Origin of the sequence: Microbacterium kunmingense, assembly GCF_023155745.1 — a bacterium.
GTDB classification, from domain to species: domain Bacteria; phylum Actinomycetota; class Actinomycetes; order Actinomycetales; family Microbacteriaceae; genus Microbacterium; species Microbacterium kunmingense.
On record NZ_JAKNUS010000011.1, the window covers coordinates 98,354 to 118,650 of the forward strand.

The window sequence follows — 20,297 nt, forward strand, 5'->3', positions numbered from 1 at the left end:
ACCCCGAGGCGACGAAGAGGAGCCGCAATGGCACGCATCGGTGAAAGCGCCGACCTGTTCAAGTGCTCTTTCTGCGGAAAGAGCCAGAAGCAGGTGCAACAGCTGATCGCCGGTCCCGGGGTGTACATCTGCGACGAGTGCGTCGAGCTGTGCAACGAGATCATCGAAGAGCGGATGGCCGAGTCGTCCACCGGAGTCGTCTCCGAATTCGACCTCCCGAAGCCCCGTGAGATCTTCTCCTTCCTCGAGGAATACGTCGTCGGTCAGGAAGACGCCAAGCGCGCGCTGTCGGTCGCCGTCTACAACCACTACAAGCGCGTGCGCGCGCAGGGCACTCTCCAGCCCGCCGAGCAGCGCGCCGACGAGGTGGAGATCGCCAAGAGCAACATCCTGCTCCTGGGGCCGACCGGGTGCGGCAAGACCTACCTCGCCCAGACCCTGGCCAAGCGCCTGAACGTGCCCTTCGCCGTCGCGGACGCCACCGCGCTCACCGAGGCCGGCTACGTCGGCGAAGACGTCGAGAACATCCTGCTGAAGCTCCTGCAGGCGGCCGACTTCGACACCAAGCGCGCCGAGACCGGCATCATCTACATCGATGAGGTCGACAAGATCGCCCGCAAGGCGGAGAACCCCTCGATCACCCGCGATGTCTCGGGCGAGGGTGTGCAGCAGGCGCTGCTGAAGATCCTCGAGGGCACCGTGGCTTCGGTGCCGCCGCAGGGCGGGCGCAAGCACCCGCACCAGGAGTTCATCCAGATCGACACCACCAACGTGCTGTTCATCGTCGCCGGCGCCTTCGCCGGACTCGAGGACATCATCTCCTCGCGCGTCGGCAAGCACGGCGTGGGATTCGGAGCCCCGCTGCACAGCAAGGGACAGGACCTGAACCTCTTCAGCGAGGTACGCCCCGAAGACCTCCACAAGTTCGGACTGATTCCCGAGTTCATCGGCCGTCTCCCGGTCGTCGCATCGGTCAACCCGCTCGACCAGGCCGCCCTCATGGAGATCCTCACCGAGCCCAAGAACGCCCTGGTGAAGCAGTACCAGCGCATGTTCGAGCTGGACGGGGTGTCACTGGAGTTCGACACCGAGGCCCTCGAGGCGATCGCCGACCTTGCCGTGGAGCGCAAGACCGGTGCCCGCGGGCTGCGCGCCATCCTCGAGGACGTCCTCGGACCGATCATGTTCGAGATCCCGTCCAGCGAGGATGTCGACAAGGTCATCGTGACCCGAGCGGCCGTCGAGGAGCGCGCCGCGCCGACGTTCGTCCTGCGCGAGAAGCGCAAGAGCGCCTGAGGCGGCGCGGGGCGCGATGAGCATCCGGGCTCTGTCGCTCGGTGACTACCCCGGCGTGCTCAGCGTGCGGCGCGCGGACGCCGTGCTCGGCGCGCAGGCCGGTGGTATGGCCGACCGTGCCGCGCAGGCGCCGAACACCGTCGCCACACGATTCGGATTGGCCAGTGGCACGAAGACGTTCACGGCGACCCTGATCCTCTCGCTCATCGGAGATCGCGCACTGTCGCTGAAGACGCCCGTGCGCGACATCCTCGGGGCCGACCTTCCTCTCATCGCCGCGGACGTGACGGTGGACCATCTCCTCACCCACACGTCCGGAATCGGCGATTACCTCGATGAGGAGATCGATGCCCTGGCACCCCTGCCGATTCCCGTCCAGGACCTCGACTCGACCGCGGCCTACCTCCCCCTCCTGGACGGTCATCCCGCGAAGTTCCAGGCGGGGGAGCGCTTCTCCTACTGCAACAGCGGGTATGTCGTGCTCGCGGTCATCGCGGAGCGGGTCGCAGGTCACGCGTTCGCCGACCTCGTCGAGACCCGGGTGTTCGCCGCCGCAGGCATGTCGCACTCCGGATTCCCCCGGTCTGATCAACTCCCGGCGGGTACGGCGACCGGATACCGGGACGACGGGCGGACCAACGTCTTCGCGCTCCCCGTCGTGGGATCGGGGGACGGCGGTGCGCATTCGACCGAGGCCGATCTGCACGCGTTCTGGGAGGCGCTTTTCGAGGGCCGGATCCTCGATCCTGCCCTCGTGCGGCTGGTGGTGTCTCCCACGACGGAGGACGCCGGTGACGGTCTCGGGTATGCCCGTGGAGTATGGATCGACGGCGAGGATCTGGTCCTGGCGGGCGGTGACCACGGTGTCAGCGCGGTCAGCCGGCGCCACCGGATCACGGGGACCACGGTGACCGGCCTGGCGAACGTGGCCGTGCGCACCTTCGCGCGCACACGTGCACTCATGGACGAGGTGCTGGGACGCTCGTCCGCCTCCGAGGTGTGATGGCTCAGGCGGCGAGGCCGCGGCGACGCAGCAGCGGAGTGATCTCGGCGTCGCGGCCGCGGAAGTCGCGGTAGGCCTCCAGCGGGTCCTTGGATCCCCCGACGCCGAGCAACCGCTGCCGGAACCGGTCGCCGTTATCGCGCGTAAGTCCCCCGTTCTCGCGGAACCACTCGACGGTGTCGGCATCGAGGACCTCGCTCCAGATGTAGGAGTAGTACCCGGCGCTGTATCCGCCCGAGAACACATGGGCGAAGTAGGTGGAGGAGTAACGGGTCGGAACGGCGGGATTGTCCAGTCCGATCTCGGCGAGAGCGGCCGCCTCGAAGCCCGCCACGTCGAGCTCCGCCGCAGCGTCCTCAGCGCGGAGTCGGTGCCATGCCTGGTCGATCCAGGATGCCGCGAGGTACTCGCTGGTGGAGAAGCCCTGGTTGAACGCCTCCGACGCGTGGAGCTTCTCCACCACATCTGCGGGAAGGGGCTCCTCGGTCTCGACGTGCCGGGCGTAGGTGCTGAGGATCTCCGGACAGTAGATCCACATCTCGTTGACCTGGCTCGGGAATTCCACAAAATCGCGGAAGACGTTGGTCCCCCCGAACGATGGGTAGGTCACGGTGGCGAAAAGACCGTGAAGGGCGTGGCCGAACTCGTGGAAGAGGGTGGTGACCTCGTCGAGGGTGAGAAGCGTCGGGCTGCCGGGGGAGGGCTGCGGAACGTTGAGGTTGTTCACCACGACGGGCGCTGTTCCTCGCAGGCGCGACTGCACCACGATCGAGTTCATCCATGCCCCACCGCGTTTGGTGTCGCGGGTGTACAGATCGAGGATGTACAGCCCGATCGGGCTGCCGTCCGCGTCGTGCACCTCGAACACCCGGGCCTCGGGGTGGTACGCGGGAAGATCGGGTCGCTCGGTGAAGGTCACACCGTAGAGCTCGGTGGCCGCACGGAACACGCCCTCCTTCAAGACGCGCTCCGCCTCGAACCACGGCCGGAGCGCCGCGCGATCGAGGTCGTACTCGGCTTCGCGCACCCTCTCGGTGTAGAAGGCCCAGTCGTGGGCGGCGAGGGGGAACGGGTCGCCGGATGAATCGATGATGCCCTGCAGTGCGGCCTGTTCTCTCTTCGCGTTTCGAGCGGCCGGCGCCGCCAGCCGGAACAGCAGTTCCCGCACGGCCTCGGGGGAGCCGGCCGTCTCATCCGCCGTGATGTAGGCCGCGTGCGAGTCGTATCCCAGAAGCTCTGCACGCTCGGCACGCAGGCGCACGATCTCGCGCAGCACCCCGGTGTTGTCATTGGCGTTGCCGCGAGAGCTGCGGGACTGCGACGCGGCCATGATGCGCCGGCGGCTCTCGCGGTCGGTCAGGCTCGAGAGATAGGGATGCCCGGTGAAGAGCGTGAGCGTGACGACGAACTTCCCCTCCAGGCCGCGGTCTGCGGCGGCCCGAGCTGCCGCAGAGAGTTCACCATCGGTGAGCCCCTCGAGCTCCGACACGTCGTCGAAAACGACGGCGAGGTCGTTGGTGTCGGCCAAGAGGTTCTTCTCGAACATCGTGGTCAGGGTCGACAGCCGCTGATTGAGCCGTGTGAGACGTTCCTTCGCGTCATCTCCCAGCGCTGCGCCGGCATGGGTCATCTCGCGATAGCGCCGTTCTACGAGGTAGCGGTCCTCGGGCGAGAGGTCGCTGTGCTCGAGAGCGTCGTAGACGTGGCGCACGCGTGCGTAGAGGGTGGGATCGAGCTGGATGGCGTCCTGGTGCGCGGCCATGAGGGGAGCGAGCTCCTCCTCCACGACCTGGATGTCGTCGGTGGCATCGGCCGAGGACACCGTGTAGAACGTGCGCGCGACGTCACCGAGGAGGTGACCTGACTCCTCCAGGGCGACGAGCGTGTTCTGGAAAGTCGCTTCCGACGGGTTCGCCGCGATTCGGGCGACCTCGTCACGGTGTGCCGCGAACGCGGCGCGGAACGCCGGAAGGTAGTCGGCGGCCGCGATCCGGCGATAGTCCGGCAGTCCATAGGGCAGGGACGAGGGTTCGAGCAGCGGGTTGGCGTCGGTCATCCCTCCACCCTAGGTGAGGGATGACCATGTGCAACGGTATGTTTGCAAAACAGTGCTTGCAAAGAACTCTTTGCATCGCTAGCCTTGCTGCATGAGCACCCCACAGGACGACGAGGCTGACGCCGCAGCGCGGGTCGACGCGCGGCACGCGAACGACCGCGTTCTCGACGCGCCGGCTCTGCGGGCTCTCGCTCATCCGCTCCGGGTGAAGATCTACGACATCCTCAGCCAGTACGGTCCGCAGACGGCGAGTTCGCTCGCGGAGCGGCTGGGAGAATCGACGGGTTCGACGAGCTACCACCTTCGCGCGCTTGCGAAGCAGGATCTCATCCGTGAGCGCCCCGGGCAGGGGACCGGCCGTGAGCGCTGGTGGGAGCGGCCCGTAGGCGGGGTGTCCATGAGCGCGGCGGGCACCGCGAAGACGCCGGCTGCGCGCGCCGTTACCCAGCTCGTCACCAGCGAGTTCTTCCGCCTCCGTCAGCAGGCTCTCCTCGACTTCCACGATCACGCGATCGGGCTGGAAGACGACGAGTGGAAGCATGCGAGCCTCATCTCGACGGCCACCGCACGCCTCACACCGGCTCAGAGCGCCGAGCTCACCCATCGCCTCATGGCGATCATCGACGAGACCGTCGACCGCTACCGCAACCAGCAGGGTGAGGACGTCCGACCCGTCACCATCCGCGCCGACGTCTTCCCGCTGCCCGACATCGGAGGTGTCTCATGACCACTCTCACCACCCCCTTACCCGCCACGACCGGTGTCGAGCGTCTCGTCCTCGTCGCCGCCGATGCTGCCCGACGCGCTGTCGCGCGTCGCGTCGAACGCCGTGCCGACCCGGTCGGTCGGCGAAGCGCCGCTGTCGCGGCCGCCGCCGCGGATCGTCGCGGGCACGCGGTCGCGCGCGGCGCGATCGGCCTGTTCCCGGGCTGAGCCGGTGACCGACACGAGGTCCGAGGTCACGCCCGAGCTTGGACCGGCTCCGCGGCGCCCGCCGCTCGGTCGGAATTTCGGTCGACTGTGGGTCGCGGCGGCCTTCAGCAACCTGGCGGACGGGCTCGGCCGCACCGCCGTACCGCTCATCGCGACGACGCTGACCTCGGATCCGCTCGCGATCGCCACGCTCGGCGCGCTGGCCTTCCTCCCCTGGCTGGTTTTCGGCCTTCCGGCCGGCATGCTCGTGGACCGCTTCGACCGGCGCATCATCATGGCCGCGGCCAACACCCTGCGCGGTGGCGCCGCGGTCGCACTCGCCCTTCTGACCGTCAATGACGAGCTGACGATCTGGGCGCTGTTCGCGGGCGTGCTGGTGTTCGGAGCGGGGGAGACCCTGTTCGACAACGCGACGAACGCCGTCATCCCCGCGCTCGTTCCCCGCAGTGGGCTCGATCGCGCCAACGGCAGGGTCCAGGCTGCGCAGATCACCATCGACAGCTTCCTCGCGCAACCGGTGGCCGGCGTGCTCTTCGCCGTGGCTCTGGCGCTGCCGCTGTGGCTCGGCGCGCTCGGCTACCTGGTGCCGATCATCCTCGCTCTGCTTCTTCCCGTCGCCGCGGCGCGACCGCGCCGCGCTGCAGACGACACTCGACCCGCCTCGCCGATCTCCACCCGCGCGGCACTCGGATATCTGTGGCAGCACCGTTACCTTCGCGCTCTGGTGATTTTCACCTCGGTGGTGGGCTCGGCCTTCTCCTTCGCGCAGGCGGCGACGATCCTGTACTTCCTCGACACCCAGGGAGTCTCGCCCGCTGCGATCGGATTCGTCACGGCCGGCATCGGCGTCGGTGCCCTCGCGGGCTCTCTCGTCGCACCGCTCCTGGTCGACAGGTTCGGTCGCGGCGCCGTGATGCTCAGTGCGAACCTCCTCGCCGCGATGAGCCTGGCGCTCGTCGCAGCGGCGCCCGGAGTCGCGCTCGCCGTGCTCTTCTACGCCCTCATGGCGTTCGCGGTGTCCACCTGGAATGTCCCCTGGGGAGCTCTTCGGCAGCTGATCGTGCCCGGCGACATCTTCGGGCGCGTCCTCGGAGTCATCCGCAGCCTCACCTGGGGCCTGTTCCCGATAGCGACGATCGCCGGGGGACTGGTCGCGCGCATCGATCTGCGGCTGCCCTACCTGATCGCCGCAGGAGTGACGCTCCTGGCCACCGCGCTGGCGGCGCGCCTCATCCTGGCGGCGAGCCGGCAGACGGGCCCGACATCCCTGCCCCCCACCGACGGGAGGGAGGGAGCGGCTCAGCCGAACTCGTCCTCGGCGTCGTGACGCACGACCGCGGTGCCGTCCGCGTCGAGCTCGACGATGACACCGCTGTCGAGCTCCGCGATCGGCCGACCCTCGAGCCACGTCAGCGTCCAGCGCGGTCGCGGCCCACTCGAGCCGAAGGTGGCGTCGACGGAACGGATGGCCGCCACGACGGCGGGCGGCACGGAGGAGGGGGGCTCATCTCCGGAGGTCCACCGGGTTCCCAATTGCATCTCAGGCCTCCTCGGCGAAGCGGATGTCGACGACGGTCGTCTCCGCGCCGTCGGCGTACACGATCTGCGCGACACGGCCGACGGCCTTCAGATCGTCCTCGGCAAGACGCAGGAGCGCCGCCGACTCCGCCGACGCCTGGATCGTCAGCTCGGCCACGGGCGTCTTCTGCGAGACCTTCGCCTCGGTCTTCGCGCGGCGGATGCCGATGAGGGCGCTGCCGACGGCTGAGAGCACGAGCGGATCGCCGTCGATCGATTGGGATCGAGGCCAGTCGGCCAGGTGGACCGAGCCGTCGTTGAACCACGACCACGCCTCTTCCGTGGCGAAGGAGAGGACGGGCGCGAACAGTCGCAACAGGGTGCTCAGCGCCTGTCTGAGAGCCAGCGCCGCAGACGCGCCGCCCGAGGTGGAACGGTCGTAGGCCCGCTCCTTCACCAACTCCAGATAGTCGTCGCAGAAGGTCCAGAAGAACGATTCGGTGGTTTCCAGCGCCCGCGCGTGGTCGTAGGCCTCCCACGCCGTCGTCGCCTCGTCGACGACCCTGTCCAGGGTCGCCAGCATGCTGGCATCCAGAGGATGGGTGATCTGGGCCGAATCGGGCACGGGGAAGGAGAGGACGAATTTCGCCGCGTTCAGGATCTTGATGGCCAGGCGCCGACCGATCTTGATCTGCGTGGGGTTCTGCGGGTCGAAGGCGGCATCGGTGCCCAGCCTGCTGGACGCCGCCCAGTAGCGGACCGCGTCCGACCCGTGTTGGGCGAGGATGTCGGCGGGGGTGACGACGTTGCCCTTGGACTTGGACATCTTCTTGCGGTCGGGGTCGACGATGAAGCCCGAGATCGCCGCCGTGCGCCAGGGCGATCGGCCGTCTTCGACGGCGCTGCGCAGCATGGTGGAGAACAGCCAGGTGCGGATGATGTCCTGCCCCTGCGGGCGCAGGTCGAACGGTGAGACGAGATCCCAGAGCTCCGGATCGCGCTCCCATCCACCGGCGTGCTGGGGTGTCAGCGAGGAGGTCGCCCACGTGTCGAAGATGTCCTGCTCTCCCTCGAACCCGCCCGGTACGCCGCGCTGGTCGGCGGCGAAACCCGGGGGGACATCGATCGTCGGATCCACCGGCAGCTGCGAGACCTCGGGGAGGATCACCCGGTCGTAGTCGCGGTTGCCGTCCGCATCCAGGCCGTACCAGACGGGGATCGGCACGCCGAAGAAGCGCTGGCGCGAGACCAACCAGTCGCCGGTGAGGCCGTTGGTCCAATTCTCGTAGCGCACGCGCATGAAGTCGGGATGCCACGTCAGCTCGCGTCCGAGCGAGATGAGCCGCTCGCGCAGCGCCGCGTCGCGGGCGCCGTTGCGGATGTACCACTGGCGCGTGGAGACGATCTCCAGCGGGCGGTCGCCCTTCTCGTAGAACTTCACCGGGTGGGTGAACGGCCGCGGCTCGCCGATGAGCTCGCCCGACTCCTGCAGGAGCTCGACGATGCGCTTCTTCGCGCTGAAGACGGTCTTCCCGGCGAGCTCGGCATACGCCGACATGCCCGCCTCCGACCTGATGACCTCGGGTGCCTCGGCGATCACCCGGCCGTCCTGGCCGAGTATTGTGCGGTTGGGGAGATCGAGCTCGCGCCACCAGATGATGTCGGTCACGTCGCCGAAGGTGCAGATCATCGCGATGCCCGATCCCTTGTCGGGCTGGGCGAGCGGGTGGGACAGCACCGGCACCTCGACGTCGAACAGGGGCGTCCGCACCGTCGTGCCGAACACGTCGCGGTAGCGCTCGTCGTCGGGGTGCGCCACGAGCGCCACGCAGGCGGGGAGGAGCTCGGGCCGGGTGGTCTCGATGTGGATGTCGCCGCTGCCGTCCGTGCGATGGAAGGCGATCCGGTGGTAGGCGGCCGGCTGCTCGCGATCCTCGAGCTCGGCCTGGGCGATCGCCGAGCGGAAGTCGATGTCCCAGAGGGTGGGCGCGAGCGCCTGATAGGCCTCGCCGCGCTCGATGTTGCGGAGGAACGCGAGCTGACTGGTGCGCATCGTCTCGTCGGAGATCGTGCGATAGGTCTGAGTCCAGTCGACGCTGAGACCCAGGTCTCGCCACAGCGCCTCGAACTGCTTCTCATCTTCGACCGTGAGCTTCTCGCAGAGCTCGATGAAGTTGCGACGGCTGATCGGGATCTGATCGGCCGCCCGCGACGACTTGTTGTCGCCGCCCTCGTACGGCGGAGTGAAATCCGGGTCGTAGGGCAGGCTCGGGTCGCACCGGACACCGTAGTAGTTCTGGACCCGGCGTTCGGTGGGCAGACCGTTGTCGTCCCACCCCATCGGGTAGAACACGACCTTGCCGCGCATCCGCTCGAAGCGCACCTTGACATCGGTGTGGGTGTAGCTGAAGACGTGGCCGATGTGCAGGCTCCCCGAGGCGGTGGGGGGCGGGGTGTCGATGCTGTAGATGCCGTCGCGCCCCACTTCGGCGGCGCGGATCCGGTCGAACGCGTAGGTTCCCGCCGCGGTCCACCGCTGGTCCCAGGTCTTCTCCAGCCCCTCGAGTGCGGGCTTGTCGGGAATGGTGGCCATGGTGTCTCCTCGGCGCTATGTGCGGCACTGTGTGAGCGTGCCTGAGTGTGGGTCCGCCCGATTCTATCGGGCCGACACGAGCACCTCGGGGGCCACCTCGCCGTCGCCGACCGGACGGCGGGCGATCATCGCGCCGGCCGCCAGGGATGCGATGAGCGTCACCGCCGACATCGACGCGAGGATGACGCCGGGGTGCCACCAGGCGAAGCCCGTGGCCTGGCCGAGCGAGAGCGTCAGGTAGGGCACGAACCCGCTGATCGTCGCGGCGAGGGCATAGGCGAACGACAGGGCGGAGTAGCGGAACCGATCCGGGAACAGATCGTTCATGAGTCCGCCCAGGGCCGCCCACGACATGGTGGGAAGGATGCCGCCGACGATCATGGTCGCCACGAGGATCGGGAACGTCGAGAACTGCAGGAGGTAGTACAGGGGGAAGGTGATCAGAAGCGTGCCGAGCGCTCCGGCGACGACGACGCGGCTGGAACCGACGCGGGTGGCCCACACGCCGAAGAGCGGGATCGTGACCAGCTGCAGCAGCCCCCCGACGGTCGTGGCCACGAGGAGGTCCTGATAGCTGAACCCCAGCTCGGACGTGCCGTAGTTGATCGTGTAGGTGTTCATCAGCGAGTACGACCCGATCCCCAGGAGGGCGGCGCCGATGGCGATCGCCAGAGCCCCCGGCCGCTGGCGGAGCATCGACAGCACCGGAGTCCGGTCACGCCGCCCCTCGGCCACGAGGCCCTCGAAGACCGGCGTCTCGCTGATCGACCAACGCAGGTACAGCGACACCAGCAAGAGCGGCAGGGCGAGAAGGAAGGGGATCCGCCAGCCCCACGCCGCCAGCTCATCCGCGGGGAGGACGAAGGTCAGCACGATGAACACCGCGGCGGACAGGATGGAACCCACGGGCGAGCCCAGCTGCGGGATCGCGGCGTAGAAGGCGCGCTTGAGGGGCGAGGAGTGCTCGGTGGCGATGAGGATCGATCCGCCCCACTCGCCCCCCAGGGACAGCCCCTGCGCGATGCGCAGCGCGACGAGCAGCACGGCGCCGATCCAGCCGGCCTGAGCGTAGGTGGGGAGAAGACCGATGAGGCCGGTCGCCACACCCATGATGCCGACCGTCCACAGCAGTGTCGTGCGCCGCCCGAGACGATCGCCGAGATACCCAAAGATCAGCGCGCCGACCGGGCGGACGACGAAGGCCACCGCGATGGTGAGGAACGACAGCGCCGTGCCGCCGACCGCGCCGAGCGGCTCGAAGAAGAGCGGACCGACGAAGAACGCCGAGAAGTACGCGAAGAGGTAGAAGTCGAACGACTCCAGCGACGTGCCGACCATCGACGCCCACGCGACGCGGCGGGTGGGGGAGCGGTCGGGGGCGGATGCGAGCGCTGAGGTGGGAGAGGACACGGGGGATGATTCTGGCACGAGTCCAGAAACCTCACCGACCCTTCCGGCATTCCCGCAACCCCTGAGTGGAACGGCAGCGATATGATCGACGCACACGCATCGATCCGGCCATCACCGGGGAGCACTCGGAAGAACATCCCCCACGGGGACAAGTAGAACCGAGCGGGGCAGGCCCGTCACAGCCGCTGTGAGAGGGGCGGGGAGACCCGCAAGCAGGGTGGTACCGCGGCTCGCGAGGAGTCGTCCCGGCGTCCGGCACGACCGACGACTGCGAGACGACATGACCTACCCCAAGCCCACTTCCTCCGGCGCCTCCTTCGGCCCCGCGGCGGTCGTTCCGAGCCCGCGGTTCCCCGACATCGAGAACGAGGTGCTGGCGTTCTGGGGCGAGGACGACACCTTCCGCGCCTCCGTCGCGCACCGCGACGGAGCGGAGGAGTGGGTGTTCTACGACGGCCCGCCGTTCGCGAACGGGCTGCCCCACTACGGCCACCTCCTCACCGGGTACGCCAAAGACCTCTTCCCGCGCTTCCAGACCATGCGGGGCAAGAAGGTCGACCGCGTCTTCGGCTGGGACACCCACGGACTCCCGGCCGAACTCGAGGCGATGAAGCAGCTCGGCATCACCGAGAAGACCGACATCGAGGCGATGGGCATCGATGTCTTCAACGACCGCGCCCGGGAATCGGTCCTCGCCTACACCCGGGAGTGGCAGGACTACGTCACCCGTCAGGCGCGGTGGGTGGATTTCGAGCGCGGGTACAAGACCCTCGACACGACCTACATGGAGTCGGTGCTGTGGGCCTTCCACACGCTGTACGACAAAGGGCTGGCGTACGAGGGGTACCGGGTGCTTCCGTACTGCTGGCGCGACGAGACCCCGCTGTCCAGCCACGAGCTGCGGATGGACGACGACGTCTACCAGATGCGACAGGACCCGTCGGTCACGGTGACCTTCCCGCTGGTCGGCGCGAAGGCCGAAGCGCTCGGGCTGACCGCCGTCCGAGCCCTGGCCTGGACCACGACGCCCTGGACACTGCCGACGAACCTCGCCCTGGCCGTGGGGCCCGACATCCGTTACGTGGTCCTGCCGGCGGGTCCGCGCGGCGCCGCGGATGTTCACACCTCTCCCGACGGGACGCCGGACGACGCGGTCGAATCGAGCGCTCACCGGTACCTCCTCGCGGAGGATCTGCTGGCCGGCTACGCCAAGGATCTCGGGTACGAGACGGCTGACGAGGCCCGCGCGGCGGTCGATGCCGCCGTCATGGGGACAGAGCTCGAGGGCGTCGCGTACGACCGGCTGTTCGACTACTACGCCGACGCCGAGACCTGGGGAACGCACAACGCCTGGCAGATCCTCGTCGACGACTACGTCACCACCAGTGACGGCACCGGCATCGTCCACCAGGCTCCCGCCTACGGTGAGGACGACCAGCGGGTGGCCGAGGCCGTCGGCATCCCGACGATCCTGTCGCTGGACGACGGCGGCCGTTTCCTGCCGCAGGTGACCGATGTCGCGGGGCAGCTGTGGATGGATGCCAACCGTCCGCTCATCCGCCTGCTGCGCGACGCCGGACGCCTTCTGCGTGAAGCCAGCTACGAGCACTCCTACCCGCACTGCTGGCGGTGCCGGAACCCGCTGATCTACAAGGCCGTGTCGAGCTGGTTCGTCCGGGTGACCGACATCAAGGAGCAGCTCCTCGCCGGGAACGAGCAGATCACGTGGGTACCCGACAACGTCAAGCACGGGCAGTTCGGCAAGTGGCTGGAGGGGGCGCGCGACTGGTCGATCAGCCGCAACCGGTTCTGGGGCTCGCCGATCCCGGTGTGGAAGAGCGATGACCCCGACCACCCCCGCGTGGACGTGTACGGGTCGCTCGCCGACCTCGAACGCGACTTCGGTCGCCTGCCGCGCAACCCCGCCGGCGAGGTGGATCTCCACCGCCCCTACATCGATGAGCTGACCCGGCCGAATCCGGATGACCCGACCGGGCGCAGCACGATGCGCCGGATCGAGGACGTGCTCGATGTCTGGTTCGACTCCGGGTCGATGCCGTTCGCCCAGGTGCACTACCCCTTCGAGAATCACGAATGGTTCGATGCGCACGCCCCGGCCGACTTCATCGTCGAGTACATCGGTCAGACCCGTGGGTGGTTCTACGTCATGCACGTCCTGTCCACGGCTCTGTTCGACCGACCGGCGTTCAAAGCCGTCTCGGCGCACGGCATCGTGCTCGGCAACGACGGTCAGAAGATGTCGAAGTCGCTGCGCAACTACCCCGACGTCCGTGAGGTCTTCGACCGGGACGGGTCCGACGCGATGCGCTGGTTCCTCATGGCGAGCCCGGTGCTGCGCGGCGGGAACCTCGTCGTCACCGAGGAGGGGATCCGGGCGGGTGTCCGGGAGTTCCTGCTTCCGCTGTGGAACGCTTGGTACTTCTTCGCCACGTACGCCAATGCCTCCGGCGGTTACGAGGCGTCCTGGCGCACCGACTCGCAGGACGTGCTCGACCGCTACATCCTCGCGCGCACCGGAGACCTCGTCCGCGGGGTGACCGAGGATCTCGAGGGCTTGGATTCGACCTCCGCGGCGGCGAAGCTCCGCGAGTTCGCCGAGGTGCTGACCAACTGGTACATCCGCCGCTCGCGCGACAGGTTCTGGGCGGGCGTCTCGGCGGACGACCCCCGGACGACCGAGGCCTTCGACACCCTGTACACGGTGCTCGAGACCCTGACCCGGGTTGCGGCCCCCCTCATCCCACTCGTGTCCGAACGGGTGTGGCAGGGCCTGACCGGGGGGAGGAGCGTGCACCTCCAGGACTGGCCGGACGCCGCCGCCTACCCGGCCGCAGACGACATCCGAGATGCCATGGACGCCGTCCGGGAGGTGTCCTCCGTCGCAAACGCCCTTCGCAAGAAGCACGGGCTGCGCGTGCGCCTGCCCCTGCCGAGCCTCACCGTCGTCACGCGCGACGCCGCGGGCCTCGCGCGTTTCGAGGGCATCGTGCGCGACGAGCTGAACGTGAAGTCGGTCACCACGGCCGAGCTCGACGACGCCGTCGCCGAGCGTTACGGCATCAGCAAGCGGCTCACGGTGAACGCCCGGGCCGCCGGACCGCGGCTCGGGAAGCAGGTGCAGCACGTGATCGCCGGTGCGAAGGCCGGCGTGTGGGAGGAACAGGACGGCGTCGTCGTGGTCGACGGAATCGCTCTGGAGCCGGGAGAGTACGACCTGGCCCTCGAGGCCGGGGGTGCGGCCGAAGGCACGGCGCTCGCGCTGCTGTCGGGAGGGGGCTTCGTGCTGCTGGACACCACGACCACACCCGAACTGGAGGCCGAGGGGCTGGCGCGCGACATCATCCGCGCGGTGCAGGACACCCGCAAGGCCGCCGGGTTCGAGGTGAGCGACCGGATCGAGCTGTGGTTGAGCTTCGACGAGGCCGACGACCGCGTCGCCGTCGAGTCGGCTTTCGACACGGCGGGGGTGGCGACGGAGACCCTCGCGGTCGCGCACGGTCTGTACGGACCACGCGGCTCGAGGCCCTCGGATTCCGAGCCCGAGCACACCGCGCGATTCGACGCGGGCACCTTCGCCAACCGCGGCGCCTTCGAAGTCGCCGTGTCACGACGGGAGGCATGATGGGTCATCGCGAACGCGCCGACCGCGTGTACGCCGCTCTGCTCACCCGGCAGGGGGAGCGGTGGGTCCAGCCCCGTGTGGAGCGCACTCGACGGGTGCTGGAACTGCTCGACGATCCGCAGCGCACCTATCGCGTGATCCACGTGACCGGCACCAACGGCAAGACCTCGACCAGCCGCATCATCGAGAGCCTGGTGCGTGCGCACGGCCTGCGCACAGGCCTGTTCACGAGCCCGCACCTGACGCGGTTCACCGAACGGATCATGATCGACGGTGAACCGATCGACGATGCCGCCGTGGCCGACGCGTGGGACGAGATCTCACCGATCGTCGACCTCGTCGACGCGGAGCTCGCCGCAGCTGATGACGCCGCGCTCACCTTCTTCGAGTTGCTGACGGTGCTCGCGTTCGTCGCCTTCGCCGACGCTCCGATCGATGTCCTGGTGCTCGAGGTCGGGATGGGCGGATCGTGGGATGCCACGAACACCGCCGACGGCGACGTCGCCGTGTTCGCCCCGATCGATCTCGATCACGCCGACCGGCTGGGAGAGACCATCACCGAGATCGCGACCGTGAAATCCGGAATCATCAAGCCCGGCGCGGCTGCGGTGTCGGCACGACAGCACCCGTCCGCGGCAGCCGCCCTGCGGGAGGCCGCCGCGCGACAGAGCGCGACGCTCGCGGTCGAGCAGGAGGATTTCGCCCTCGAGGACGCCCGGCTCGCCGTCGGCGGGCAGGTCGTGACCATCCGGGGCCTCCACGCGCGGTACACCGACGTGTACCTGCCGCTGTACGGCGGGCATCAGGCTGAGAACGCCACCCTGGCCGTCGCCGCCGTCGAGTCACTCCTCGCGCCGGGTGACCGCGGTCTCGATCCCGACATCGTCGCCGAGGGACTGGGCACCGCGACCTCCCCGGGTCGCGTGCAGGTGGTCGGCGCCGATCCCACCGTCGTCGTCGACGCGGCGCACAACCCGCACGGCGCGCGCGCCTTGACGGCCGCTCTGGCCGCATCCTTCGATTTCGACGAATGGGGACTGGTTCTGGGCGTCCTCGACGACAAGGATGCCGCGGGCATCCTCCAGGCCCTGTCCTCCGTCGAGGGGCCGGTCTTCGCGACCGTGCCCGATTCCGACCGTGCCCGCGACGCCGACGCCCTGGCCGACCTCGTCGAGTCGTCCGGTCGACGAGTGACCGTCCACCGCGACCTGCAGGACGCCGCAGACGCCGCGAGGGAGTGGGCGGCGGCATCCCCGCGCCGAGCGGTCGTCATCACGGGTTCCGTCGTGCTCGCGGGGGAGGCCATCGCCCTCGCCGAGGATGAGGGGTGGCGCGGGGGGTGGCGGTCGTGACGGCGACGGCGTCGGAGCGACCACGCCGCCCTCGTCGTCAACGGGGGGCGGAGGAGTCGCTCGGCTCGATCGTCCTCGGATTCGAGTCGCTCATCGCCTTTCTCGGGGGCCTGTTGATCTATGGGCTGCGCGCCCTCCCCGAACCCATTCCGGCCTGGTGGGGCATCGTGGCGGGAACCGTCGTCGCCCTCCTGATGATCGTCACCGCAGGGCTCCTCCGCCACCGCTGGGCCGTGGTCGTCGGGTGGATGCTGCAGATCGTCGTCGCGCTCGGTGCGATCCTCGTGCCGGCGCTGCTGTTCGTCGCGCTCATTTTCGGCGGGATGTGGGGGTATGCCACCATCAAGGGGGCCTCCCTCGATGCGCGCAACGCGCGGCGGGCGGCGGAAGAACGGGAACGGAACGGAGACTGACCGACATGGCCATGCAAGAGACCCTCGTCCTGGTGAAACCCGACGGGGTCGCCCGGGGACTGACGGGAGCGATCCTCGCCCGCATCGAGGCCAAGGGCTACGCCCTGGTCGACATCCGCCTGGTCGAGCCCGACCGCGAGCGTCTCGAGGCGCACTACGCCGAGCACGAAGGCAAGCCGTTCTACGAACCGCTCCTGGAATTCATGATGTCGGGACCATCGGTGGCCATCCGCGTCGCCGGCAACCGCGTCATCGAGGGATTCCGCTCCCTCGCCGGCGCCACCGACCCGACGGCGGCGGCACCCGGCACCATCCGGGGCGACTTCGGTCGGGACTGGGGCCTGAAGGTGCAGCAGAACCTCGTGCACGGCTCCGACAGCCCCGAGTCGGCGTCGCGGGAGCTGTCGATCTGGTTCTGATCAGAAGAGCGAACCCAGGACGTCGAGCCGTGCCTGGGCGAGGATCGCCACGACCGCGTAGCTGAGCACCGCCAGAAGAGGTATCCACCCCGTCAACCGATCCGCCGCGCGGCGGATCGCCCGCGGAGCCGGAAGGATCCCGGTCCGAAGGACGTGGAGGGTCACGGCGTAGAACGACGGGATCGCCACGACCCACGTCACCATGCACCAGGGGCACAGCGTCCCCAGGACGAAGATGCTCTGCGCGATCAGCCAGACGACGAAGACGAACGCCAGCGTCACCCCGAGCTCGAATATCAGCCAGAACCATCGGGCGAATCGCGCGCCGGCGAGGATGGCGGCGCCCACGACGATCGGAGCGACCCACCCGGTCAGACCGAGGATCGGATTGGGGAAGCCGAACACCGCACCCTGGGCCGATTCGAGGTTCTTGCCGCACTGCACCAGGGGGCTGAAGTCGCACGACGCACTCGATCCCGGGTTCTCCAGCAGATGGAATCGCTCCATCGTGAGCGAGAACGCCGCCCACCATCCGACCACGCCGGCGAGGATGAGCCAGATCGCCAGGGCTCGGGGTGGGGTGCGTGAGGTGGGTGCGGGCACGGCACGATTCTGTCACCGGCATCCTGGGTGCCCGCCGCAGGCGCCGCGGGCATCGCGGCGGATCGACGGCGCGCGCACCGGTGCCCGGCCGGCGCCGTGTGCGATAATGGCGGGTGATGCGTGGCGGCCGCGCCGCCTCACCGCATCACGAAGACTTCGGGCGATGACCGCCCTCGCAGCCCGAGCCGCGGGCCGGCTGCAGACCGTAGTGAGTTCGCGGCACCGCAGGTGCGGCGCCGCCAGAGATTTCGCCGGACGACGCGCGGTGTCGCCCCGCAAGGAGTACGCCAGTGATGGCCGATGAGAACGAACAGCACGCCGATCCTTCCGCAGTGGGCTCAGAGGCCCCAGCCCCGGCTCCGGACGCAGCCGACGGTGAGACCGCGGCCCTGATCGAATCCATCGCGGTCTACGAGGAGGGGGCGCCCGCTCCCGATACCGAGGTCGCCGAGGCGGAGGTGGCCCGGACCGAGGATGCCGACACGCCGCGAGACGGCGGCTCCGCCGCCGAACCCACGCCGGAGGAGTCCGTCGACACGGAGTCCGCAGAGGCGGGAGATGCCGGCGACGCGCGTTCTGCAGACGAGGCGGTCGACTCCCCGGCGGGCTCGGACGTGCCGGAGGAGCCGCAGGGGCCGCCGACCGCGGTGAGCCTGGGGCTCCTGCCCGAGGTGTTCGTGTCCTCGGTGTCCACGACGCTGCACTTCTACGCCCCCGACCTCCCGCCCCTTCCTGCCCTTCCTCCGCGCTCTCCCCGCGCCGAACAGAGCGCACCCGCCACGGCGACCTCCAAGCGCCGCCGGCGCCGCGGGGGATCCGACAGCCGTGACGACGACGGCGACCAGGGACGCGACCGCGACGAGCAGCCGAGGCAGCGCGCGGTCGAGCTGGTGACCGAGCCGCAGCGGATCAAGGGCTCGACGCGTCTGGAGGCGAAGAAGCAGCGCCGCCGCGACGGTCGTGAGGCAGGGCGTCGTCGCGCAGTGGTGACCGAGGCCGAGTTCCTGGCGCGTCGCGAGGCCGTCGACCGGGTCATGATCGTCCGGTCCAAGGCCGGGCGCATCCAGATCGCCGTCCTCGAGGACAACGTGCTCGTCGAGCACTACGTCGCCCGCCACCAGGACGCCTCGCTCATCGGCAACGTGTACCTGGGTCGCGTGCAGAACGTCCTGCCCAGCATGGAGGCCGCCTTCGTCGACATCGGTCGTGGCCGCAACGCCGTACTGTACTCGGGCGAGGTGGATTGGGATGCGGTCGAGACCGGCAACCAGCCGCGTCGCATCGAACTGGCGTTGAAGTCCGGCGACAAGGTGCTCGTCCAGGTCACCAAGGACCCTGTCGGCCACAAGGGCGCACGCCTGACCAGTCAGATCTCGCTCCCCGGACGCTATCTGGTCTACGTCCCGGGCGGCGCGATGAACGGGATCTCGCGCAAGCTCCCCGACACCGAGCGGGCTCGCCTGAAGCGCATCCTCAAGGAGGTGCTCCCCGAGTCATCCGGTGTCATCGTGCGCACGGCCGCAGAGGGCGCCACGGAGGATCAGCTCACGCACGACGTGCAGCGTCTGACCACGCAGTGGGAGCACATCAGCCGGCAGGTCGAGTCCATGCCGGCGCCCGCGCTGCTGCACGCCGAGCCGGACCTCCTGGTGAAGATCGTCCGCGACGTCTTCAACGAGGACTTCTCGAAGATGCTCATCCAGGGCGACGACGCCTTCCAGACGATCACGTCCTACCTCCAGAGCGTCGCTCCCGATCTGCTCGAGCGCGTCGCGCGCTACGAGGGCGACGCCGACCCGTTCGACGAGTTCCGCATCACCGAGCAGATCGAGAAGGCCCTCGATCGCAAGGTGTGGCTGCCCTCCGGCGGCTCGCTCGTGATCGACCGCACCGAGGCGATGACCGTCATCGACGTCAACACCGGAAAGTTCGTCGGCTCGGGGGGCAACCTCGAGGAGACGGTCACGAAGAACAACCTCGAGGCGGCGGAGGAAATCGTCCGCCAGCTGCGACTGCGCGACATCGGCGGCATCATCGTCGTCGACTTCATCGACATGGTCCTGGAGTCCAACCGAGACCTGGTCCTGCGGCGCATGGTCGAATGTCTGAGCCGCGACCGCACCAAGCATCAGGTCGCGGAGGTGACCTCGCTCGGGCTCGTCCAGATGACCCGGAAGAAGCTCGGCCTCGGGCTGCTGGAGACCTTCAGCGAGCCGTGCGAGGTGTGCGCAGGTCGCGGCATCGTCGTCCACCACGATCCCGTCTCCAAGCATCGCGCCGCGGGCAGCGGCTCAGGGGGGCGACGGCCGCGCAACGGCTCCTCGTCCAACGGCGGGTCCCAGGGCACCCACGTCATCACCGAGGGCGTCAAGTCGGCTCTGGCGCAGATCGCGGCGTCGACCATCCAGCCCCACGCCGAGGATGAGCGTCCGCAGATCCCGCCCGCGGTGGTCGAGGCGGTCGCCGAGGCCATCGTCGAGGAGGGCGTCGACCGGGCCGCGGAGCGGGAGCGGCCGAAGAAGTCGCGGAAGAAGCGTTCCGAGGCGGCGAAGACCCCGAAATCGGAAGCCGAGCTGCTGCTGGATTCGGTCCTCGACGCCCTTCCCGAGCCCAAGGCACCCGGGCAGGGACGGGCGCGTCGGCGTGTCACGACCGCCGCGCTGACCGGGACGCCGGTCACTCACGCGCCGGTCGATCCTCCTCAGTGAGCGTTGCGGCGACGGCGTTCCCGCGCGGGCACGCGAAGCCCTGACGCCAGCAGCGCGCGCACCAGCTGGTGCCCGTCCACCGGGCGGGCACCGGCCTGAACGAGGCGATCGTACGCGTCCTCGGGCACGTCGTAGTGATCGAGATCGAACCCACGGCGGGGGATGCCGGCGGCCGCCGCGAATGCGTGGAGCTCGTCGAGATCGCTGTCGCTGATCAGGTGCGACCAGAGCCGCCCGTGGGCGGGCCATCGGGGATCGTCGATCAGGATCGCCATGCCGTGATCCTATGGTCGCGACGGGACACGCGGTCCGCGGCTTTTGCCTGAGGTCGAGGCATCCGGTAATGTATC

The 20,297-nt window shown here is 68.9% G+C and carries 16 protein-coding genes; 9 read left to right on the plus strand and 7 right to left on the minus strand.

Annotated elements, in window-relative coordinates; translation table 11 throughout:
- The first annotated feature begins 27 nt into the window (after window positions 1–27).
- Window positions 28–1,296, plus strand: coding sequence for an ATP-dependent Clp protease ATP-binding subunit ClpX (gene clpX / locus MA875_RS14900; RefSeq protein ID WP_248243042.1), 1,269 nt, complete (start codon window positions 28–30; stop codon window positions 1,294–1,296).
- Between the two features lie 16 nt (window positions 1,297–1,312).
- Entirely contained in the window at window positions 1,313–2,299 is a 987-nt protein-coding gene (locus tag MA875_RS14905; protein WP_248243043.1) for a serine hydrolase domain-containing protein, read from the plus strand.
- A 4-nt stretch (window positions 2,300–2,303) separates the two neighbouring features.
- Here MA875_RS14905 and MA875_RS14910 read toward each other — a convergent pair whose 3' ends face one another.
- Window positions 2,304–4,355, minus strand: a complete 2,052-nt coding sequence (locus tag MA875_RS14910; protein WP_248243044.1) for a M3 family metallopeptidase — start codon at window positions 4,353–4,355, stop codon at window positions 2,304–2,306.
- 91 nt (window positions 4,356–4,446) lie between these two features.
- On the opposite strand from MA875_RS14910, the gene MA875_RS14915 reads away from it, so the two are divergent.
- Complete coding sequence (locus MA875_RS14915; protein WP_248243045.1) at window positions 4,447–5,082, plus strand: ArsR/SmtB family transcription factor; 636 nt, start codon at window positions 4,447–4,449, stop codon at window positions 5,080–5,082.
- A gap of 17 nt (window positions 5,083–5,099) precedes the next feature.
- On the opposite strand, the gene MA875_RS17860 is transcribed toward MA875_RS14915, so the two are convergent.
- Entirely contained in the window at window positions 5,100–5,318 is a 219-nt protein-coding gene (locus tag MA875_RS17860) for a hypothetical protein (RefSeq protein ID WP_248243046.1), read from the minus strand.
- Between MA875_RS17860 and MA875_RS14925 the strand changes: the two genes are divergently transcribed.
- A complete protein-coding gene (locus tag MA875_RS14925) occupies window positions 5,293–6,615 on the plus strand; it encodes an MFS transporter (protein WP_248243047.1) in 1,323 nt (440 codons plus the stop codon). The two genes, MA875_RS17860 and MA875_RS14925, sit on opposite strands and share 26 nt — an antisense overlap.
- Here the strand turns inward: MA875_RS14925 and MA875_RS14930 are convergent.
- The 3 genes from MA875_RS14930 to MA875_RS14940 all read right to left on the minus strand — a co-directional run bounded on the left by MA875_RS14930 (window position 6,588) and on the right by MA875_RS14940 (window position 10,809).
- Window positions 6,588–6,827: a hypothetical protein gene (locus tag MA875_RS14930; protein WP_248243048.1), complete on the minus strand. Its 240-nt coding sequence runs from the start codon at window positions 6,825–6,827 to the stop codon at window positions 6,588–6,590. The two genes, MA875_RS14925 and MA875_RS14930, sit on opposite strands and share 28 nt — an antisense overlap.
- 1 nt (window position 6,828) lies before the next feature.
- Window positions 6,829–9,399 carry a valine--tRNA ligase gene (gene valS, locus MA875_RS14935; RefSeq protein ID WP_248243049.1) on the minus strand — a complete coding sequence of 857 codons (2,571 nt, stop codon included), beginning with the start codon at window positions 9,397–9,399 and terminating at the stop codon, window positions 6,829–6,831.
- Window positions 9,400–9,462: 63 nt separating this feature from the next.
- Window positions 9,463–10,809 (minus strand): MFS transporter, encoded by a 1,347-nt coding sequence (locus MA875_RS14940; RefSeq protein WP_248243050.1) that lies wholly within the window; start codon window positions 10,807–10,809, stop codon window positions 9,463–9,465.
- 280 nt (window positions 10,810–11,089) lie between these two features.
- Between MA875_RS14940 and ileS the strand changes: the two genes are divergently transcribed.
- The 4 genes from ileS to ndk are packed head-to-tail and all read left to right on the plus strand — an operon-like array spanning window position 11,090 to window position 16,636.
- Window positions 11,090–14,452, plus strand: coding sequence for an isoleucine--tRNA ligase (ileS, locus tag MA875_RS14945; RefSeq protein ID WP_248243051.1), 3,363 nt, complete (start codon window positions 11,090–11,092; stop codon window positions 14,450–14,452).
- Window positions 14,452–15,804, plus strand: a complete 1,353-nt coding sequence (locus MA875_RS14950) for a bifunctional folylpolyglutamate synthase/dihydrofolate synthase (RefSeq protein WP_248243052.1) — start codon at window positions 14,452–14,454, stop codon at window positions 15,802–15,804. Before ileS ends, MA875_RS14950 begins: the two co-directional genes overlap by 1 nt.
- Window positions 15,801–16,217, plus strand: a complete 417-nt coding sequence (locus MA875_RS14955) for a DUF4233 domain-containing protein (protein WP_308221538.1) — start codon at window positions 15,801–15,803, stop codon at window positions 16,215–16,217. The genes MA875_RS14950 and MA875_RS14955 overlap by 4 nt, the downstream gene beginning before the upstream one ends.
- A 5-nt stretch (window positions 16,218–16,222) precedes the next feature.
- Window positions 16,223–16,636: a nucleoside-diphosphate kinase gene (gene ndk, locus MA875_RS14960; RefSeq protein ID WP_248243053.1), complete on the plus strand. Its 414-nt coding sequence runs from the start codon at window positions 16,223–16,225 to the stop codon at window positions 16,634–16,636.
- Here the strand turns inward: ndk and MA875_RS14965 are convergent, their stop codons facing one another.
- Entirely contained in the window at window positions 16,637–17,239 is a 603-nt protein-coding gene (locus MA875_RS14965; protein ID WP_248243054.1) for a vitamin K epoxide reductase family protein, read from the minus strand.
- A 293-nt stretch (window positions 17,240–17,532) separates the two neighbouring features.
- Between MA875_RS14965 and MA875_RS14970 the strand changes: the two genes are divergently transcribed.
- Entirely contained in the window at window positions 17,533–19,947 is a 2,415-nt protein-coding gene (locus tag MA875_RS14970) for an Rne/Rng family ribonuclease (protein ID WP_248243055.1), read from the plus strand.
- On the opposite strand, the gene MA875_RS14975 is transcribed toward MA875_RS14970, so the two are convergent.
- Window positions 19,941–20,222, minus strand: coding sequence for a DUF4031 domain-containing protein (locus MA875_RS14975; RefSeq protein WP_248243056.1), 282 nt, complete (start codon window positions 20,220–20,222; stop codon window positions 19,941–19,943). The genes MA875_RS14970 and MA875_RS14975 overlap by 7 nt on opposite strands.
- Window positions 20,223–20,297 lie beyond the last annotated feature (75 nt).

Coding starts and splice junctions, on each gene's coding strand:
- clpX (WP_248243042.1), top strand. CDS start 28: ATGGCACGCATCGGTGAAAGCGCCGACCTGTTCAAGTGCTCTTTCTGC.
- MA875_RS14905 (WP_248243043.1), top strand. CDS start 1,313: ATGAGCATCCGGGCTCTGTCGCTCGGTGACTACCCCGGCGTGCTCAGC.
- MA875_RS14910 (WP_248243044.1), bottom strand. CDS start 4,355: ATGACCGACGCCAACCCGCTGCTCGAACCCTCGTCCCTGCCCTATGGA.
- MA875_RS14915 (WP_248243045.1), top strand. CDS start 4,447: ATGAGCACCCCACAGGACGACGAGGCTGACGCCGCAGCGCGGGTCGAC.
- MA875_RS14930 (WP_248243048.1), bottom strand. CDS start 6,827: ATGCAATTGGGAACCCGGTGGACCTCCGGAGATGAGCCCCCCTCCTCC.
- valS (WP_248243049.1), bottom strand. CDS start 9,399: ATGGCCACCATTCCCGACAAGCCCGCACTCGAGGGGCTGGAGAAGACC.
- ileS (WP_248243051.1), top strand. CDS start 11,090: ATGACCTACCCCAAGCCCACTTCCTCCGGCGCCTCCTTCGGCCCCGCG.
- MA875_RS14950 (WP_248243052.1), top strand. CDS start 14,452: ATGGGTCATCGCGAACGCGCCGACCGCGTGTACGCCGCTCTGCTCACC.
- ndk (WP_248243053.1), top strand. CDS start 16,223: ATGGCCATGCAAGAGACCCTCGTCCTGGTGAAACCCGACGGGGTCGCC.
- MA875_RS14970 (WP_248243055.1), top strand. CDS start 17,533: ATGGCCGATGAGAACGAACAGCACGCCGATCCTTCCGCAGTGGGCTCA.
- MA875_RS14975 (WP_248243056.1), bottom strand. CDS start 20,222: ATGGCGATCCTGATCGACGATCCCCGATGGCCCGCCCACGGGCGGCTC.